The following is a 16,264-nucleotide window of genomic DNA, read 5'->3' as shown; positions in this document are numbered from 1 at the left end:
GCCGTTGAGGCTTCCTAACCCAATAAACACGTGACCCCGGGGCCAGCTGCCATGAAGGCGCTGGCCCCGGGGTTTTCTGTATGAGTAGCGTGCCCGGTCGGTTGAGTTGCCCGTGTGGGCGTCGTATCCCTACTCCCCGACGTTCTCCCACCACGGCGTGATGATGGCACGCGCAATCGAGTGGAAGTACAGATTGAAGCCAAGCACGGTCGGCGTCGCATCTTCCGGAACATCAAGCTTCTCCACGTCGACCGCGTGCACCGCATACATGTAACGGTGTGGGGCATGCTGCGCCGGTGGGTTAGCTCCGTAGTGACCACGCATGCCCGAGTCGCCGACAAGCTGGATAGCGCCTTCTGGCAGCTTAGAGCCGTCTTCGGAGCCAGCTCCCTGTGGCAGACCCTTTTCGGTCGCTGGAATGTTGAAGACAGCCCAGTGCCAGAAGCCCGAAGCGGTCGGAGCATCCGGATCGAAGCAGGTCACGGCAATGGACTTAGTTCCTTCCGGCAGATTTGCCCAATCCAGTTGTGGGGAAACATTCGACGGAGCGCGGAATTCATCCGCAATCTTCTCGCCGTCCTTGATATCTGGCGAGGACAGCTCGAAGGTTGGCAAATCCTTCAGCGGTGCGTACGGATCTGGTCCCGGGAAAACCGGAGCATTTGCAGTGTTGTTTGTAGCGTTGTTTGCAGTGTCGTTTGCGGTGTCGTTGGAATTCGTAGTCATAACTACCAGTGTGCCTACTTTATGAGCGCGCTGCAGGGACTTTACAAGACTCCCTATCTGCAGGGCCTGATTCTCAGTGCGAATCCAAGGCGGATGCGGGGCTAACACCGCTGATGTAATTACACCTAGGTTTGGCGCGCTAATGCCCCTCTGACCTGCCAATTTGTGTTTCATTATGTAGTCGGGATACAGTATCACAGGTCAGCACGGAAGTGCTTCCTACCCGGTCCGGGTGGCGGAATGGCAGACGCGCTAGCTTGAGGTGCTAGTGCCCTATTAACGGGCGTGGGGGTTCAAGTCCCCCTCCGGACACAAGATAAATCCCGAGAAACTGCAATTAGTGCAGCTCTCGGGATTTTTGCTTTGTCTGTCGGACCAATGGGACTGCCCTATTGCAGCGCCGAGGTCAAGCGGAAAACAGAGTCCAGGTAGCGCTGGCGAAGGGGCCGGTCATTCCATTCCTCCTGGGTGAGCAGGAAAGATTTGTCGCGGTACTCGTCGGCAAGCGTGATCAGTTTGTCCACGATGGAACCGGCGGCGGAAAGAAGCGTGATCTCGTAGTTGAGGCCGAACGAGCGCATATCCAGATTGGAGGAGCCGAACATGGCCATGCGGTCGTCGATAACCATGAACTTGGAGTGCAGGACCGCAGGCGCCGGATAGCGGTAGATCTTCACGCCAGCGGTTAGCAGTGCCTGGTAGTAGGACTGCTGCGCGTGGCCGACCATGAACTGATCGGACTCTTCGTTGACGTAGAGCTGGACGTCGATGCCTCCATATGCGGCAGAGGTCAGCGCCATGAGCATGGATTCGTCGGGGACGAAGTACGGGCTGACGGCGATAATCCGCTCGTGTGCCTGGTAGATCATGTTATTGAAGACGCGCAGGTTCGGCTCCGTGCTGAAGCCCGGACCCGACGGCAGCACCTGGACAACGTTGTAGTTGTCGTTGACTTCGGTGTTGTGGAGTGAATAGTCCCTGGTGGCGTCTGGGGTCTTGTATAGCTCGCTGGTCCAATCAACCGCGAAAATTGCGTCGAAGGCCAGCGCAATATCGCCCTCGAGTTCAATCCAGGTGTCCACCCATCGGCGGCCGATCTTATGGTTCTTTTTCTTCTGATATTCGGGCTCAATCAAATTCTGCGAACCCATGAATACAATGTCGCCATCAATAACTACGAGCTTGCGGTGATTACGCAGATCCAGGCGGCGCCAGGTGAGCTTCAGCAAGCTCACGGGCAGCATTGGGTGCCAGGAGATTTGGGACTGGTCCAGGCGCTTTTTCAACTTGTAGTAGCCGGGGTACTTCCACGAACCAATTGGATCGACCAGTACCTTGACCTCTAGTCCCCTGTCTTGCGCGCGCTCGAGAGCCTGTATGAAAGGCTCCGTGCTGTCATCCAGTGCAAAGATGTAGGACTGCACGTGGATAGATTTCTGAGCCGCATCGATGGTCTCAATCATGCGGTCAATGGAGGCATTGAATTCGGTGAAAAGTCCCTTTTCTGCGCTGGCAATTGCCGGCATTCCCGTGAGCTGACGCGAGAGCTTGAATACGTTGACAACATCATCTTCTATCTCGGCATCATCCGGTACGTCGGGCAGATGCTCGGTACGTTCCGCAATGAGCTCCTGCGCCAGTGCCTGTACCTCGTGCCTACGGCCCGTGATTTGCTGCGAGCCCAGGAAGAGGAACAGAGGTAGGCCGATAAATGGAATCAGCAGAATCAGTAGCAGCCACGCCGTCGAAGCCGATGGGCTTCGGTTTTCCGGCACCCACCCAATCGCGATGAACTTAATCGTGTAGTCGAGTGCGAAAAATAGTACTTGCCACCACGTTAAGTCCTCCACCAGCCACGGGAAGGTGCCCATCAACCAATCCATGCAGATGATATTACTGAAGGAATTTTCAGTACTTTTGGTCGCTGCCCCTTAGGTGCACTCTTCCCCTTTTCGTGACAGCCTATTGTGACATCTGAAATTGAATACTGGTATCAATACGTAGTAAGGTTCAACACATTGAACATAGTAAGTGTTTGGCATGTCGACTTCGAAAGGACTAACCCCTCCAAATGACTGAGAAGGCTCCTACGAGCACCGAGCTCGACGTTGCCACTAACGTATTGAAGCTGATGGCCGACAAGACGCGTCTCTCCATCCTGTCGCTCCTTCGTGACGGGGAGATGACCGTCACCGCCATCGCTAGCGCGCTCGATCGCCCCGTCCCCGCGATTTCTCAGCACCTGGCGAAGTTGCGCATGGCCAATATGGTGCAGACCCGCAAGGAAGGCACGTCTAGCTTCTATTCTCAGCCCGACGAGCACCTCACCAACCTCGTGGTCAACGCTCTCCACTTCGCCGAACACACGCTCTACAGCGATCCGCCCCATCACCGCGGTCAGTAGGCGCACACGGATACGCTCGCTTTACGACGAAACCCCGCGCCCTTCAGAACCTAGTTGGCGAGCCCGGCGTTCGATGCCCTTCCCTGGTCAAATGCCTCCATGATGCGCTGGGCGGCGAGCGTCGGTGTCAGCTGCCCCGAGCGGAGTTGTTTTTCCACCAGGGTGCTCTCTGTCTGCACAGCCTCGTTGGTGTTGAGTCGCTGCAAGAGCGTTTCGTGCACCATGGACCACATCCACTTAATCTGCTGGTTAGCGCGGTTTTCATCAAAGAGATGATTCTCGTGCATAGCCTCGACATGGTTCTCGATGGCCTGCCAGAACTTGTCGATGCCGTCGTCCTCCAATGCCGACATAGTCAGTACCGGTGGCGTCCAGACTTGGTCTGAGGAACGCACCATCTTCATGGCCGTCATCAGATCACGCGCAGCGCGCTTTGCCGGGCGCAAGTTCTTACCATCCGCCTTGTTGATAGAAATCACGTCGGCCATCTCCAGCACACCCTTCTTGATGCCCTGGAGTTGGTCACCAGCGCCGGCGAGTGCCAGAAACGCAAACGTATCCACCATCTGGGCCACCGCGACCTCGGACTGGCCGACGCCGACAGTTTCGACGATGACAATGTCGTAGCCTGCGGCCTCGAGCACCACCATGGCCTCACGCGTTGCCTTGGCGACACCACCGAGTGTGCCCGCAGAGGGCGACGGACGGATGAAGGCTTCATCCGCGGCCGAGAGCCGGGACATACGGGTCTTGTCGCCCAGAATCGAGCCACCGGACTTCGTCGACGACGGGTCGATGGCCAGCACTGCAACGCGGTGGCCTTCCTCGATCAGCTTTAGCCCGAGGGTTTCAATCGTGGTTGATTTACCGACGCCGGGGACGCCGGTAAGGCCGACGCGCATGGCCTTGCCGGAAAATGGTAGCAACTTCACCAGTAGTTCCTGAGCCAGCACCTTATGCGCCGGAGCAGTCGACTCCAGCAGCGTGATTGCCCGAGCCAACTTAGTGCGGTTTCCAGCCCGCACGCCCTCAAAGAGGTCGTCGACATCAATCCGTCGTCGCGCACGGCGGACGACTTCGGGGGCTACAGCGGTCTTTCCCTCAACGACCGTGCCAGCGGTAGTGACGAGGGTGCCCAGGTTTTCTTCAAGATACTCGTTCATCGCTACTTCTCAATTCCGACAACGCGCTGAGCTGAACAGTCAGCCCAGCGCGGATGCGGTAGTTATTTAGGACTCTTCGTCAACGGCAAGGTCGAGGCCCAGCTCGTTAGAGAGCTTGGTCATCATGTCGATTGCCGAATCAGCGATGACAGTGCCCGGCGGGTAAATAGCCGCGGCGCCGGCATCGTAGAGTTCCTGGAAGTCGCCCGGTGGGATAACACCACCGACAACAATCATGATGTCCTCACGACCCAGTTTTGCCAGCTCATCGCGCAGGGCAGGAACGAGCGTCAGGTGTCCGGCGGCCAGCGAAGAAACACCGACGACGTGGACATCCGAGTCGACTGCCGACTTGGCGGCCTCCTCCGGAGTTTGGAACAGCGGTCCCACGTCAACGTCCATGCCGAGGTCCGCGTAGGCGGACGCGATGACCTTCTGGCCACGGTCGTGACCATCCTGGCCCATCTTGGCCAGGAAGATACGGGGACGGCGACCTTCCTGCTCTTCGAACTTATCGGCCATGGCGATGGCCTTGGAGACGTTGGACACGGCTCCCTCCTTGCCAACTTCGTCCTTGTAGACGCCGGAGAGAGTACGGATCTCGGCCTGATGGCGGCCAAAGACCTCTTCCATGGCGTCGGAGATTTCACCGATGGAGGCCATGGCGCGAGCACAGTCGACAGCGAGCTTCAAAAGGTTCTTGTCCAGGTCCCCCGGTTCACCCGGGTTACGGCAAGCGTCGGTCAGAGCGGCCAGTGCCTTCTGAACCTCTTCCTCGTCGCGCTCGGCGCGCAGGCGAGCCAGCTTGTCAATCTGCTCCTGGCGCACGCGGGAGTTCTCAACCTTGAGAACCTCGATGGCCTCGTCCTCTTCGACCTGGTATTTATTCACGCCGATGAGAGCCTGACGACCCGAGTCAATACGGGCCTGCGTACGAGCTGCAGCCTCTTCAATACGCAGCTTCGGAATGCCCTCGATGGTGGCCTGTGCCATACCGCCGGCCTCTTCGACCTCGTCGATGTGCTGGCGTGCACGCTTGACCAGCTCATTAGTCAGCCACTCGATGTAGTAGGAACCAGCCCACGGATCAACCGGACGCGTGGTGTTGGACTCCTGCTGAAGCAGCAGCTGAGTGTTACGAGCAATACGGGCTGAGAAGTCAGTCGGCAGTGCCAGGGCCTCGTCCAGTGCGTTGGTGTGCAGCGACTGGGTGTGGCCCTGTGTTGCGGCCATAGCCTCAACAGCAGTACGCGCGACGTTGTTGTAGACATCCTGAGCGGTCAGCGACCAACCGGAGGTCTGCGAGTGAGTACGCAGGGACTGGGACTTCGGGTTCTTCGGGCCAAACTTGCCAACCAGCTCGGACCAGAGGATGCGGCCTGCACGCAGCTTGGCGATCTCGGTGAAGGTGTTCATCGAGATGCCCCAGAAGAAGGACAGACGCGGAGCGAACTTATCAACTTCCAGGCCAGCGTCAATACCGGCCCGCAGGTACTCGATGCCGTCGGCAAGCGTGTAAGCGAGCTCAAGGTCGGCCGTCGCGCCCGCTTCCTGAATGTGGTAGCCGGAAATCGAAATCGAGTTGAACTTCGGCATCTTTGCCGAGGTGTACTCGAAGATCGAGGAGATGATTCGCATCGAAGGCTTCGGCGGGTAGATGTACGTGTTACGAACCATGAACTCCTTGAGAATGTCGTTCTGGATCGTACCGCGCAGCTGCTCGGTCGAAACGCCCTGCTCTTCAGCGGTGACAATGTAGAAGGCCAGAATCGGCAGCACAGCGCCGTTCATGGTCATAGACACCGAGACGCCGCCCAGGTCAATGCCCTGGAAGAGCTCACGCATGTCGTAAATCGAGTCAATTGCCACGCCGGCCATACCGACGTCGCCGGACACACGCGGGTTGTCCGAGTCGTAGCCACGGTGGGTAGCCAGGTCGAAAGCGACCGAAAGGCCCTTCTGGCCGGCCGCGAGGTTGCGGCGGTAGAAGGCATTGGACTCAGCTGCGGTGGAGAAGCCAGCGTACTGGCGAATAGTCCACGGCTGGTTGGTGTACATGGTCGGATACGGCCCGCGCATGAATGGGGCGATACCCGGGAAAGAATCTACCGGGTGGCCCTCGGCGGCAGCGGCGTCGCGGTCAGCGCGATCGTAGACGCGCTTGACATCGATGCCCTCTGGAATGGTCCACACTTCACCTGCTTCCGCGGCAGCTTCCTTGTCAGTGGCAGCGGCCGCGTCGTCGGTGTTGCGGGAGATGTCAGCGAAATTTGGGATGGTGGTCATTACTTCCTTCACGCTCCCAGTTCGTTCAGCAGTCGGGACAGCTCCGCGACAGCATCGATGGTCATGTTCAGGTATCCGTCGGGGCGAGCGTCCTCAGCGGCATTGGCGAAGCTCTTCTCGGAGCCGGCCACCAGGACCTCCTTAGCGCCGGCGGCGCGGGCGGCCTTGACAGCGTCCTGGCCCGAGGTCTCGTACTCGCTGTCGGCTGCGCACAGCACGACAATCGGTGAGGCCTTCACTGCCTCTTCGAAACCGACCTCGCCCGGCACAACCTGGCCGGGGTTGGCGACGGCGATACCGCCGGAAGCCAGCAGGTTGGAGGTAAAACCAGTGCGGATGTTGTGCTTGGCCAGCGGACCCAGCGGCAGCATGGCAATCAGCGGACGGTTGCCCTTTTCAGCCAGGAAGTCATCGGAGCGGTTGCGCAGCGCCTCGAAGTCGCTGGCCCAACGGCGAATCGGGTCGCCCTCCGGGCGGGCCTCAGGAGCCAGTGGGGCTTCAGCCAGGTTCGGGAACTCGTTGATAGCGGTGACCTTGGTGCGGCGGTGTGCGATGTCGGCGCGGCGCTTTTCCCAGGTAGCGTCCAGGGCGGCGCGAATATCGGCCTCCGCGGAGGCGAAACCGCCGCCGGCCTCAGTGGCGGTAAAAATCTCCCATGCCTTGTCGGCCATTTCTTCGGTCAGGTCTTCGACGAAGTAGGAGCCACCTGCTGGGTCGGCGACGTAACCAAGGTGAGACTCTTCCAGCAGCAACAGGTTGGTGTTGCGAGCGATGCGAGCCTTGAAAGTCTTGGAGACGTTCGGCATGCCGCCGACAACTGCGTAATCAAACGGCAGAACCTCAACTGAGGAGGCACCGCCGACACCTGCGGCGAAGGAGGCGACAGTCACACGCAGCATGTTGACCCACGGATCGCGCTGGCTGAACATGACCGGGGCTGTCACGGCGTGCATCGGAGCGCGGCCAGCCTCGGGGGCACCGATAACCTCAGCAACGCGGGCCCACAGGACGCGAGCAGCGCGGAACTTCGCGATGGTGTCGAACTGGTCGTCGGTAGCGGCAAAGCGGAAAGCGATCTGGCCGAGCGCTTCTTCAGCGCTCAATCCGGCTTCGGTCAGCGCACGCAGGTAGGCGACACCAACGGCGAGACTGTAGCCAATCTCCTGGATGTTGTTTGCGCCCAGGTTGGAGAAAACAACGCCGTCGACAAGCAGGGCGCGGACGTCGCCCGGCTGCTTAGCCGCCTTGACGGCCAGCTGAGTGGCCTCGTCGAGAGAAACATCGTCAATACCGGCAAAAGCGGAGGTCAGCGGAGCTGCAGAAAGCTCGACTGCGATGTTATCCGGATTAGTCGGGTTCGCCTGCTCGATGTAGGACGTCAGTGCTTCCGCAACCTGCGCAGTCTTCTTACCGGCATGCACGGCAATCGGAGCAAGGTCGACGTAGACGTTGTTGAGCAGAGCCGGCACATCAGCGGCTTCGAGGGAGCCGGTGAAGTCCAGGCGGATGTCCGTGGTGCCGTTTTCCAAGGCAGTCAGCAGAGTCTCGTTGACCGCCTTTGGGTCAAGGGCATCCTCACCCGGGTACTGGCGACCGAAGGTCTCCCGAACACCCCAACCGTTGGTGTTGTCCGAAGTGACCTTTGCGCCACGGACGAATGGGAACTGGCCCGGAGCTGGGCTTTCCGCGAGCTCGTCCGCGCGGGTGTAGAGCGGGCGAACATCGACACCGTCATAGGTGGTCTGAATCAGTCGTTTCCAAATATCGAGCGGTACATCTGCAACGTCTTGCTTGTGCACCCGCGCGAATACCTTGGCCACGCCCTGATACCAGGAATTCTGCAATTCCTCGAAGTTTGGTGGCAGCGTGGAAGGTGATTCGGGGGTCGTTCGGTCAGTCACGACAGACCTTCTCCCTTACATGTTCTAAGCAACGCCTCTATCAATCCATGACCGAGGAAATTCGGCTGCGACAATTTCCGAATTCTCCGCGACGGAAAGGGATCTAAAGGCGTTGGCTTCCTCCAATAGTCAATAAGAGCCACTAGTCAGACGCTAAGACTCACCCGAGTGTCCATGCACTGAACTTTTCAGCTATTTGTGCAATACCCTTACGTTCGGTTTTGTGCTGACGGGCACGTCAAGTGCTCGAGCCAAGGCATAGTGACCTTGATTCCCATCCTAGTGAAATAATGGGCAAACGCCTTTAGCCGCTGACTAGCCCTCCTCGCAGAGCCTCCAATGCGCAGGTCACACGCTTCCCCGCAATCCCCGGTAACCTCAAATGGGTGAACGTATCCGATGTGCGAATTACCCCTACACTCAAAAAGGTTCTGCTGGTGCTAGCCGTAGGTGTGGGGGTCGTCGTCACGCTGTACGTCGATGTTCCCACGGTCGCTACCATCCGGCAGTGGTCCATCGATGCCGGTGACTGGTTCCCGCTCCTCTACTTCCTCGCATACGTTGCACTGACTCAGTTCCCAATCCCCCGCACCGTATTCACTTTGGCTTCCGGAATCCTCTTCGGGCCAGTGCTCGGTTTCCTGCTGGCAATTACTGCGACGACGGTTTCTGCCCTTCTCTCCCTATGCATTGTGCGGTTTTTGGGGCGCGATTGGTTTCGCACGCACCTGACCAACCGCCGTCTTCTCAGTCTCGACCATCGGTTGGAGCAACGCGGCTGGCTCACAGTGCTCAGCTTGCGCATGATTGCTGGCGTGCCATTTTCGTTTCTCAACTACGCCTGTGGGCTGTCGTCGATACGCATCGTGCCGTATATCATCGCCACTGCCCTAGGTTCGGCGCCGAACACACTCGCCGTCGTTCTGCTTGGCGACGCGCTGTTGGTCGGCTTCGACGTGCGCTTTGCGGTGGCCACAGGAATTCTGCTCGTGCTTGGTTTGCTGGGACTTCTTGCGGACGCGAAGTTCCCTGTCGTAACCGGTTCTTCGAAACGTTAAAAACACCGCTTGGTGCTCTTGATCTAGACGTGCGTTTTTCGGCGAGCTGGTGTTGGGCGCCCGTGAGTGTGCGTAGCGAAGGAACGTGTCTTAGCCCAACTGTCAAGGGGTGGGGCTAGACTAGAGCGTATGTACTCAGTCTTTGCCAGGTATCGCGGTCGATCTACTCGCAGGGCAGATCACGTTCAGGCCTCTGCGCAGGCACTTTCCGGTCTGGAAGGCGTGGGAACTGTTGAGGTTGCAGGTATCGAAGAGCTTCGCGCAGCTCCTGATAATGCTGTGGGAGTCACCACGCTTGTGCTGGCGCTATTGGCCGCAGGTGACTGGGCAATAGGTATCGGTGTTTGTCCTCAGGACGACATTGAGCAAGCGCATCTGGCGTCGAGCTCAGTCGTCGGTAAAGGAGGCAGGGCCGGCACGGTAAAAACCCGCATTCGGACTAACAATCCGCGTGGTAAGGACTACTCGGAGGATATTGGTGCAGCATTCACATTGCTGCACCACGTTATCTCTCGCAGGTCCCCCGAAGGGCGCGAGGCAACTGGTTTGGTTCGCGCTGGTTTTTCACAGGTAGAGGCCGCGGAAGAATTGGGAGTTTCAAAGCAGGCCGTCAATCAGCGCCTCGCAGCAGCTGGTTGGCAGGCGGAGCTGGCCGGATGGAACCTGGCCGTCCACCTGCTTCAGCGAGCTGATGAGTTATAAAAGCTTACTGCCCATTTTCTGGGGCGTAAGGGTCACGTGACCATCCTGAAAAATCTGGACGTTCGGCGGAGTGCGCACCGCCGCCTGCATTGGCATTACCGGTGCCAGGAGCCGAGGGCAGGTCACGTTTGCCGGAAGGAACTGACGGCGCAGCCGGTGTGGACGGCGCAGCGGGCGCAGCCGGTGTCGCAGGTTCAACCGCTGCCGGGCCGTTCTGACCACCCAACTGTTCAGGCTGAGCGGGCTGAGCCGAATCAGCGCGGCGATTCTTCTTCCTCTCAGGGGTATTACCAGCTGCTGCAGCTACCGGATCATCAACCGGGCGGTTAGCGACCTCGTTCGCCGCGGCAACTGCACGAGCCAACTCCGGGTTAGTCGACATGTCGAACCAGTTCTCGTCGCGGCCCTGCTCAGCCTCTTCCTTGGTCTCTCGGCTCACGGCCGGAGGCTCGTAGCGGAAGACACCGTCGGCATCCTTCTTGCCGAAAGCCCTAGCGAAGCTCTCGAGACTGTCGCCGAACTGCGACGGAATCATCCAAACAGTATTGCCGTCCTTATTTGCCAGCTCAGGCAGCTTCTCCAGGTACTGCCAGGCAAGAATCTCAGGTGTCAACTGTGAAGCCTTAACAGCTGCGTTGACCTTCTGGATAGCGCGAGCATTACCCTGTGCCTCAAGGTAGGTAGCGGCGCGAGTACCCTCAGCGCGCAGAATGGTTGCCTGACGCTCAGCCTCAGCAGCCAGAATTGCTGCGTGCTTGTTACCTTCGGCGGCCAGAATCTGTGCCTGCTTACGGCCCTCAGCAGTTTTAATATCGGCTTCGCGGGTACCTTCCGCAGTCAGAATCATGGCGCGCTTCTCGCGATCGGCCTTCATCTGCTTTTCCATCGACTGCTGAATCGACGGTGGCGGCTCAATGGCCTTCAGCTCCACACGAGCGATACGAAGACCCCACTTGGCAGTGGCCTCGTCCAGCTCGCCGCGCAGACGGCGGTTGATGTAGTCACGGGAAGTCAGTGTCTCTTCCAGTGTCAGGCCACCCACGACGTCGCGAAGCGTTGCGGTGGTGATCTGTTCGACGCCGAAGATGTAGTCATCGATACCGTAAATTGCCCGATCCGGTTCATTGACCTGGAAGGTCACGACGGTATCGATAGCCACAGTCAGGTTGTCTTCGGTGATCACTGCCTGTGGCGGGAAGGTAACCATACGCTCACGGGTATCGACCTTCTCGCGCACTCGGTCAATGATCGGGATGATGAAGTTCAGGCCGCTGTTCAGTGTCTGCGTGTATCGTCCCAGTCGCTCTACGATTGCCGCTTCACCCTGAGGAACCAGGACAATCGCTTTGAGAACCAAGGTAACAACCACGAGAATGAAAACGACGAGGATGATAAAGCCTTCCATGGGATTCCCTCGTAGCTAGAAACTGTGTGGTCAGTTATTTAATGGTCAGTAACTAAGAGTGCTCCGAGCGCCCTTTAAGTGAGTTGGCTGCTCAGAGCAGCTTGTCCACTACTGCGGTATTGCCCGAAATCTCTACAATCGTGACTCTTTCCTTCGCATCGAAGGTCTGCGCAGTCAGAAGACTGCGCGCGCTCCACAACTCGCCATTGACCTTAATCAGACCCGCTGACGAGGAAACTGGCTCGATGACCTCAGCATGACGGCCCGCTAGCAGTTCCGGACGCGACTCCAGTTCAGCGGACTTGTCCGGTTTTGCCATCTTTTTGCGCAACACAGGGCGAACTGTCAGCACAAGTGCGGCGGATACAACGGCGAAGATGACCACTGACAGCCAAAGCGGCGCTCCAAGCTGGCTCGCACCGGACGCTGCCAGCGCACCACCTCCGAGCATTAACAGTGCTAAATCTCCGACCGCGAGTTCACCGAGAACCAATAGGAGGCTTGCTCCGAGCCAAAGGAGAGGAATCACGCCCTCACCCTACCTACTTTGCAGAACAAATGTGGGGCGAGTGGAGCCAGTATTCCGGGGTTAGTACTGCATATGTGGCTCAGTGACGAAGTCGACCAGGCGCTCAACTGCACCAATCAAATCAGACTCCAGATCACGGTAGGTGCGTACACCTGCGTAGACGTGTCGCCAGCCCTCCTTGGGGTCGTCTCCCCAGCCCAAGCGACGGCAGATTCCTGTCTTCCAGTCCTCCCCGTAAGGAACTTCCGGCCATGCCTCGATGCCTACCGACGAGGGTTTGACCGCTTGCCAGACATCGATAAATGGGTGGCCTGTGACCATCACGTGCGGGCCGAGCTGCTGAGTCATGCGGCTTTCCTTACTGCCCTCCACCATGTGGTCTGCCAGGACTCCGACGCGGCGCTTCGGACCCGGACCAAATTCGGCCAAGCGTTCTGGAAGGTTGTCCAAGCCCTCCAGATACTCGACGACTACGCCCTCAACACGCAGATCGTGGCCCCACACCTTCTCGACAATTGCCGCGTCATGAATACCCTCGACCCAGATACGGCTGGGTAGAGCAACCTTGGCCTTGACGTTGTGGACCTTGCGCGAGCCCGATGCCGACAGATCCTGCGAGGGCTTTTTTGGTTGTGCTTTCGGACGCACCAGAGTCACAGGTTTGCCGTCGATGAGAAAACCGCGCTCGTGCATGGGAAACAGCCGAGACTTGCCGTGGCGGTCCTCCAGCCGGACGCACCAGCCGTCGAAAGTTTTCTCCAACCCGATAATCGCACCGACGAATCCGTCATAGGACGCCTCGACGACAACACCATTTTCTGCTGTCACCTCGCGTGCCGGCTGTGGGATACGACGGCGGTGGCCACGTGCGCCAGCGAACACGTCCTGATTGCGGTACGGGTCTTGAAAGCTCATGGGTACTGAGATTAACAGCATCGGTTACGGGACCAACGACACGCTGCACTAGGATGAGCTGCACTATGCAGCGCAGTGTTCTCGACCAGGTCTGGAGTCCAACTCAGCACATCGCCCTTTGGCTGGGCGCGTGGTTGTCGGGTTTGGAAAACTACGATCATCTCCTCGACGCGCTAGACTCGCTCGGCGGGCCTACGTCAGTTCCGGGGACGTTCGTGCTTGCCGACGCCACGGTTCCGAATGTCATCGATTGCGACGCTGATCTCGATCGAAGCGACATGCTCCGCCTTCTTCGAGCGGTTACTGAAGCGGGAGATTGGCACAGTGACCACCGTCCCCTCGTCCGCCTCATTCTCTCCGGGCCCGGTGATGCACCTGCACTGCCTGCGGGAACCGACGCCGCTGAAGCTGCACGCGCAGCAGGCTCGGCCATTGTGATTGCGGATGCGGAGCCGGGTTGGAACCATGTGCTCATACCAGTGACAACGCCGGTGCCAGGCCTACCGCAGTGGCATTGGTACACACTGGAAGGCCACATTCCCGAGCCGGCCTATCTCTCCCCTGGCGAGGCGGATTTACAGCTGGCAGATGCGGCGCGGGTTGCGGCTGCCACGATTGCGGCGATGCCGCGTTCACCGCTGACGTCGTCAAGCAGTGGTGCCCCGAAAGTGGATCCCCGGCTGATGGTCGGCATGCTCGATGACCACCTGGACATGGCCTTTGTGCCGGATGATGTGCCGCGCCGTGCACTGGGAGTGCTCGCCAGAGCTGATCGGGTGTCGTCGATTCTGGCGGTGGCACAGGGCAGCGAGTCCGGGCACGGCAGCGCCGCGTTTGACGCGCAGCTCATCCCGCTGTGGCGAAAGATCCGGCAGGCGCGGATGAGCGCGGTGGAATACGCGATTCAGGAGTGGACCCGCTAGAGATTTGCCCTGCCCCGAGGCCCGATTGAAACCAAAGGAATCAGTGTGGGCGGCGCTTTGCCGGGGTACAACAGGATGCGGCGCAGGGGGCGCCATTGCAGGCCGAGCCGAGTAGCGGTTCACTTCCCAGGCGGCGGGGTTCGACATCTGCGATACGCTCTTCGATGAGCTCCACGAGCATGTCAGTGAAAGTAGCCGTCGGGCCAGGCGTTGCGACCCGCTCGATGACGATGTCGTGATGAGCCATTTCATCCTGTAGCTCAGCATCCAAATCCCAGGCGACCTCAACATGGTCCGAGATGAAGCCAATCGGGCACACTACTGCGGATCGGAGGCCGTTGGCGACCTTCGCTTCAACGTGATCGACGATGTCAGGCTCCAACCACGGCACGTGCTCCGGGCCAGAGCGGGACTGCCAGACGACGTCAAAGTCGGTGATACCCACTGCTTCGGCGACGAGCCGTGCTGCTTCGTTGACCTGGCGGGAGTAAAGATTTCCGCCGAGCTCTACCGGCCCAGACGCCTTGTCCGCAGAGACCGGAATAGAGTGAGCGGTGAAAATAAGCCGGGCCTTGTCACGGCGGTCATCCGGCAGCTTGGCAAACGCCTCACGCACTGCAGCTGCATAGGCTTCTATAAAGAGCGGATGATCGTAGAAGCTCCGGATTTTCTCCATGTCAAAAGCACGGTCGCCCAGAGATTCGCGCATCCGAGCAGTGTCTTCGTGATACTGACGGCAGCCGGAATAGCCGCCCCAGGCGCTAGTGGCGAAAACGAGCGCTCGCTTAACACCGTCATCAGCCATCTTTGCCGCGGTGTCTTCAGCCATCGGATGCCAATTGCGATTGCCGAAATAAACAGGCAAGTCATAGCCACGGCGAGTGAGCTCAGCCTTAAGGTTGGAGACAATTTCGCGGTTTAAATCGTTGAGCGGGGACTTACCGCCAAAGTGCGCGTAGTGAGCACCGACTTCGTCCAACCTCTCCGGCGGAATTCCGCGGCCGCGGGTGACATTCTCCAGGAAGGGACGCACATCGGCCATCTTTTCGGGACCGCCGAAAGACAACAGCAAAATAGCGTCAAAATTATCAGAAGACATAGGCAACCATGTTAGTAGCGCAGTCTGAGGACTCCATAAGACGACTGCTCAATGCCCCCGGCGTCTCCTGCCAATCGGGTTCCATACCAATCGCTTGACGACGGCACCCTAACCGCGCCCTACTGCGGAATTCGACGATTGGTTACAAGCAGTGAGCCCACGGTCACTAGCAGCATCGTGAAGGCTGCAATCAGATAGGGCCTCGGATTCTCGGCCCGCTTGAGTTCGTAACCGATGTCATCTTCCAGTGAGCCATAGGCATCGCGGAGCTGCTCGAGGGAACCAGCGCTGAAGAACTCACCTTTTGTTCGACGGGCGATCTCTCGCAGCGAATCGTCGTCGTTAGGCACTGGAATCAATTCGCCCTGAACCGTGATTGCGCCTTGCGCGGTACCGAACGAAATCGTGTTGACAGGCACCCCGGCCTTGGCGGCTTCGGCGGCGGCGGTATACGCGCCGCGGGGATCGTCGAGTTCTTGTGGGACGGTCTGTTTGCCGTCGGAAAGCAGCACAATTGTCGCTGGCGGGGCGCCTTCTCCCCCGCCCTGAACCGAATCGCTGAACTGATTGATGGCATCCAGCGCGGCAGCGATAGCATCACCGGTCGCAGTCGCCTGATCTAACTCAGCAGCCTGGAGCGCTCGATTCACGGTGTCATGGTTGGTAGTCGGGCTGACAGCAGTGCGAGCGCGACCAGAGAACGTCACCAGGCCGATATTGAGGTCGTCGGGAAGGTTCTCCACGAACTCTTGGCCGGCTTCTTTAGCTGCAGTGATGCGGTCTGGCGCAACATCTGTGGCCGACATGGACAGCGAAACGTCGACCACCAGCATAACCGTCGCTCGGTTGCGGGCGACTTTGGTCTCCGAAATCGGACCAGCCAATGAAATGATGACCAGAACAAGTGACAACAGCGCACTGATAGCTACGACATGGCGCAGGCGTGCCGACGACTTATTCCCCAGTGACCCAACGATGGTGAAGTTGCCAAAGGCAATGGCACGTTGCTTTCGCTGCTTAGTGCTGATCCAATAGGCCACGGCTGCCACGAGAGGCAGAGCGAGTGCGAGCAGCCACCCTGGGTGCGCAAAAGTTGAGTTTAGGAACGTCATCGCGGTATCAGTTTCCTCACATCCAGTCGCCTAAACAGTCG

Annotated in this window: 14 protein-coding genes and 1 tRNA gene; 5 read left to right on the top strand and 10 right to left on the bottom strand. The window is 58.9% G+C overall.

Annotation, left to right across the window (positions count from 1 at the left end; all coding sequences use genetic code 11):
* Nucleotides 1-129: 129 nt before the first annotated feature.
* Nucleotides 130-726, bottom strand: coding sequence for a YbhB/YbcL family Raf kinase inhibitor-like protein (locus HMPREF2857_RS07900; protein WP_070643494.1), 597 nt, complete (start codon nt 724-726; stop codon nt 130-132).
* Between the two features lie 226 nt (nt 727-952).
* Between HMPREF2857_RS07900 and HMPREF2857_RS07895 the strand changes: the two genes are divergently transcribed.
* Nucleotides 953-1,038: transfer RNA gene (locus tag HMPREF2857_RS07895), tRNA-Leu, on the top strand.
* A gap of 77 nt (nt 1,039-1,115) precedes the next feature.
* Here the strand turns inward: HMPREF2857_RS07895 and cls are convergent.
* Nucleotides 1,116-2,609, bottom strand: coding sequence for a cardiolipin synthase (gene cls / locus HMPREF2857_RS07890; RefSeq protein WP_042388706.1), 1,494 nt, complete (start codon nt 2,607-2,609; stop codon nt 1,116-1,118).
* A gap of 188 nt (nt 2,610-2,797) precedes the next feature.
* Here cls and HMPREF2857_RS07885 point away from each other — a divergent pair, with 188 nt between their 5' ends.
* Entirely contained in the window at nt 2,798-3,130 is a 333-nt protein-coding gene (locus tag HMPREF2857_RS07885; protein WP_070643490.1) for an ArsR/SmtB family transcription factor, read from the top strand.
* 50 nt (nt 3,131-3,180) lie between these two features.
* On the opposite strand, the gene meaB is transcribed toward HMPREF2857_RS07885, so the two are convergent.
* From meaB to HMPREF2857_RS07870, 3 genes are all read right to left on the bottom strand, one after another.
* Nucleotides 3,181-4,293, bottom strand: coding sequence for a methylmalonyl Co-A mutase-associated GTPase MeaB (gene meaB / locus HMPREF2857_RS07880; protein WP_070549530.1), 1,113 nt, complete (start codon nt 4,291-4,293; stop codon nt 3,181-3,183).
* Nucleotides 4,294-4,359: 66 nt separating this feature from the next.
* Nucleotides 4,360-6,579, bottom strand: coding sequence for a methylmalonyl-CoA mutase (gene scpA / locus HMPREF2857_RS07875; protein WP_016422778.1), 2,220 nt, complete (start codon nt 6,577-6,579; stop codon nt 4,360-4,362).
* A gap of 8 nt (nt 6,580-6,587) precedes the next feature.
* Nucleotides 6,588-8,480 carry a methylmalonyl-CoA mutase family protein gene (locus tag HMPREF2857_RS07870; protein ID WP_070643487.1) on the bottom strand — a complete coding sequence of 631 codons (1,893 nt, stop codon included), beginning with the start codon at nt 8,478-8,480 and terminating at the stop codon, nt 6,588-6,590.
* Between the two features lie 386 nt (nt 8,481-8,866).
* On the opposite strand from HMPREF2857_RS07870, the gene HMPREF2857_RS07865 reads away from it, so the two are divergent.
* Together HMPREF2857_RS07865 and HMPREF2857_RS07860 are read left to right on the top strand one after the other, a co-directional pair.
* A complete protein-coding gene (locus HMPREF2857_RS07865) occupies nt 8,867-9,538 on the top strand; it encodes a TVP38/TMEM64 family protein (protein ID WP_052317814.1) in 672 nt (223 codons plus the stop codon).
* A gap of 129 nt (nt 9,539-9,667) precedes the next feature.
* Nucleotides 9,668-10,240, top strand: a complete 573-nt coding sequence (locus HMPREF2857_RS07860) for a DNA-binding protein (protein WP_070643485.1) — start codon at nt 9,668-9,670, stop codon at nt 10,238-10,240.
* Nucleotides 10,241-10,244: 4 nt separating this feature from the next.
* On the opposite strand, the gene HMPREF2857_RS07855 is transcribed toward HMPREF2857_RS07860, so the two are convergent.
* The 3 genes from HMPREF2857_RS07855 to HMPREF2857_RS07845 all read right to left on the bottom strand — a co-directional run bounded on the left by HMPREF2857_RS07855 (nt 10,245) and on the right by HMPREF2857_RS07845 (nt 13,089).
* A complete protein-coding gene (locus HMPREF2857_RS07855) occupies nt 10,245-11,645 on the bottom strand; it encodes an SPFH domain-containing protein (RefSeq protein WP_070643482.1) in 1,401 nt (466 codons plus the stop codon).
* Nucleotides 11,646-11,736: 91 nt separating this feature from the next.
* Nucleotides 11,737-12,174: an NfeD family protein gene (locus HMPREF2857_RS07850; RefSeq protein ID WP_042388696.1), complete on the bottom strand. Its 438-nt coding sequence runs from the start codon at nt 12,172-12,174 to the stop codon at nt 11,737-11,739.
* Between the two features lie 60 nt (nt 12,175-12,234).
* Nucleotides 12,235-13,089, bottom strand: coding sequence for a DUF3097 domain-containing protein (locus HMPREF2857_RS07845; RefSeq protein WP_070643480.1), 855 nt, complete (start codon nt 13,087-13,089; stop codon nt 12,235-12,237).
* Nucleotides 13,090-13,154: 65 nt separating this feature from the next.
* Between HMPREF2857_RS07845 and HMPREF2857_RS07840 the strand changes: the two genes are divergently transcribed.
* Nucleotides 13,155-14,012, top strand: coding sequence for a hypothetical protein (locus HMPREF2857_RS07840; protein WP_016422771.1), 858 nt, complete (start codon nt 13,155-13,157; stop codon nt 14,010-14,012).
* A gap of 40 nt (nt 14,013-14,052) precedes the next feature.
* Here the strand turns inward: HMPREF2857_RS07840 and HMPREF2857_RS07835 are convergent, their stop codons facing one another.
* Together HMPREF2857_RS07835 and HMPREF2857_RS07830 are read right to left on the bottom strand one after the other, a co-directional pair.
* Nucleotides 14,053-15,111 (bottom strand): ferrochelatase, encoded by a 1,059-nt coding sequence (locus tag HMPREF2857_RS07835; protein WP_070643477.1) that lies wholly within the window; start codon nt 15,109-15,111, stop codon nt 14,053-14,055.
* Between the two features lie 119 nt (nt 15,112-15,230).
* A complete protein-coding gene (locus HMPREF2857_RS07830; RefSeq protein WP_016422769.1) occupies nt 15,231-16,223 on the bottom strand; it encodes a VWA domain-containing protein in 993 nt (330 codons plus the stop codon).
* Nucleotides 16,224-16,264: the final 41 nt, after the last annotated feature.

It is taken from the genome of Corynebacterium sp. HMSC076C10, from assembly GCF_001812455.1.
GTDB classification, from domain to species: domain Bacteria; phylum Actinomycetota; class Actinomycetes; order Mycobacteriales; family Mycobacteriaceae; genus Corynebacterium; species Corynebacterium jeikeium_D.
Note: the sequence above shows the minus strand (reverse complement) of the source record. Positions and strands in the feature narration are given on the sequence as shown.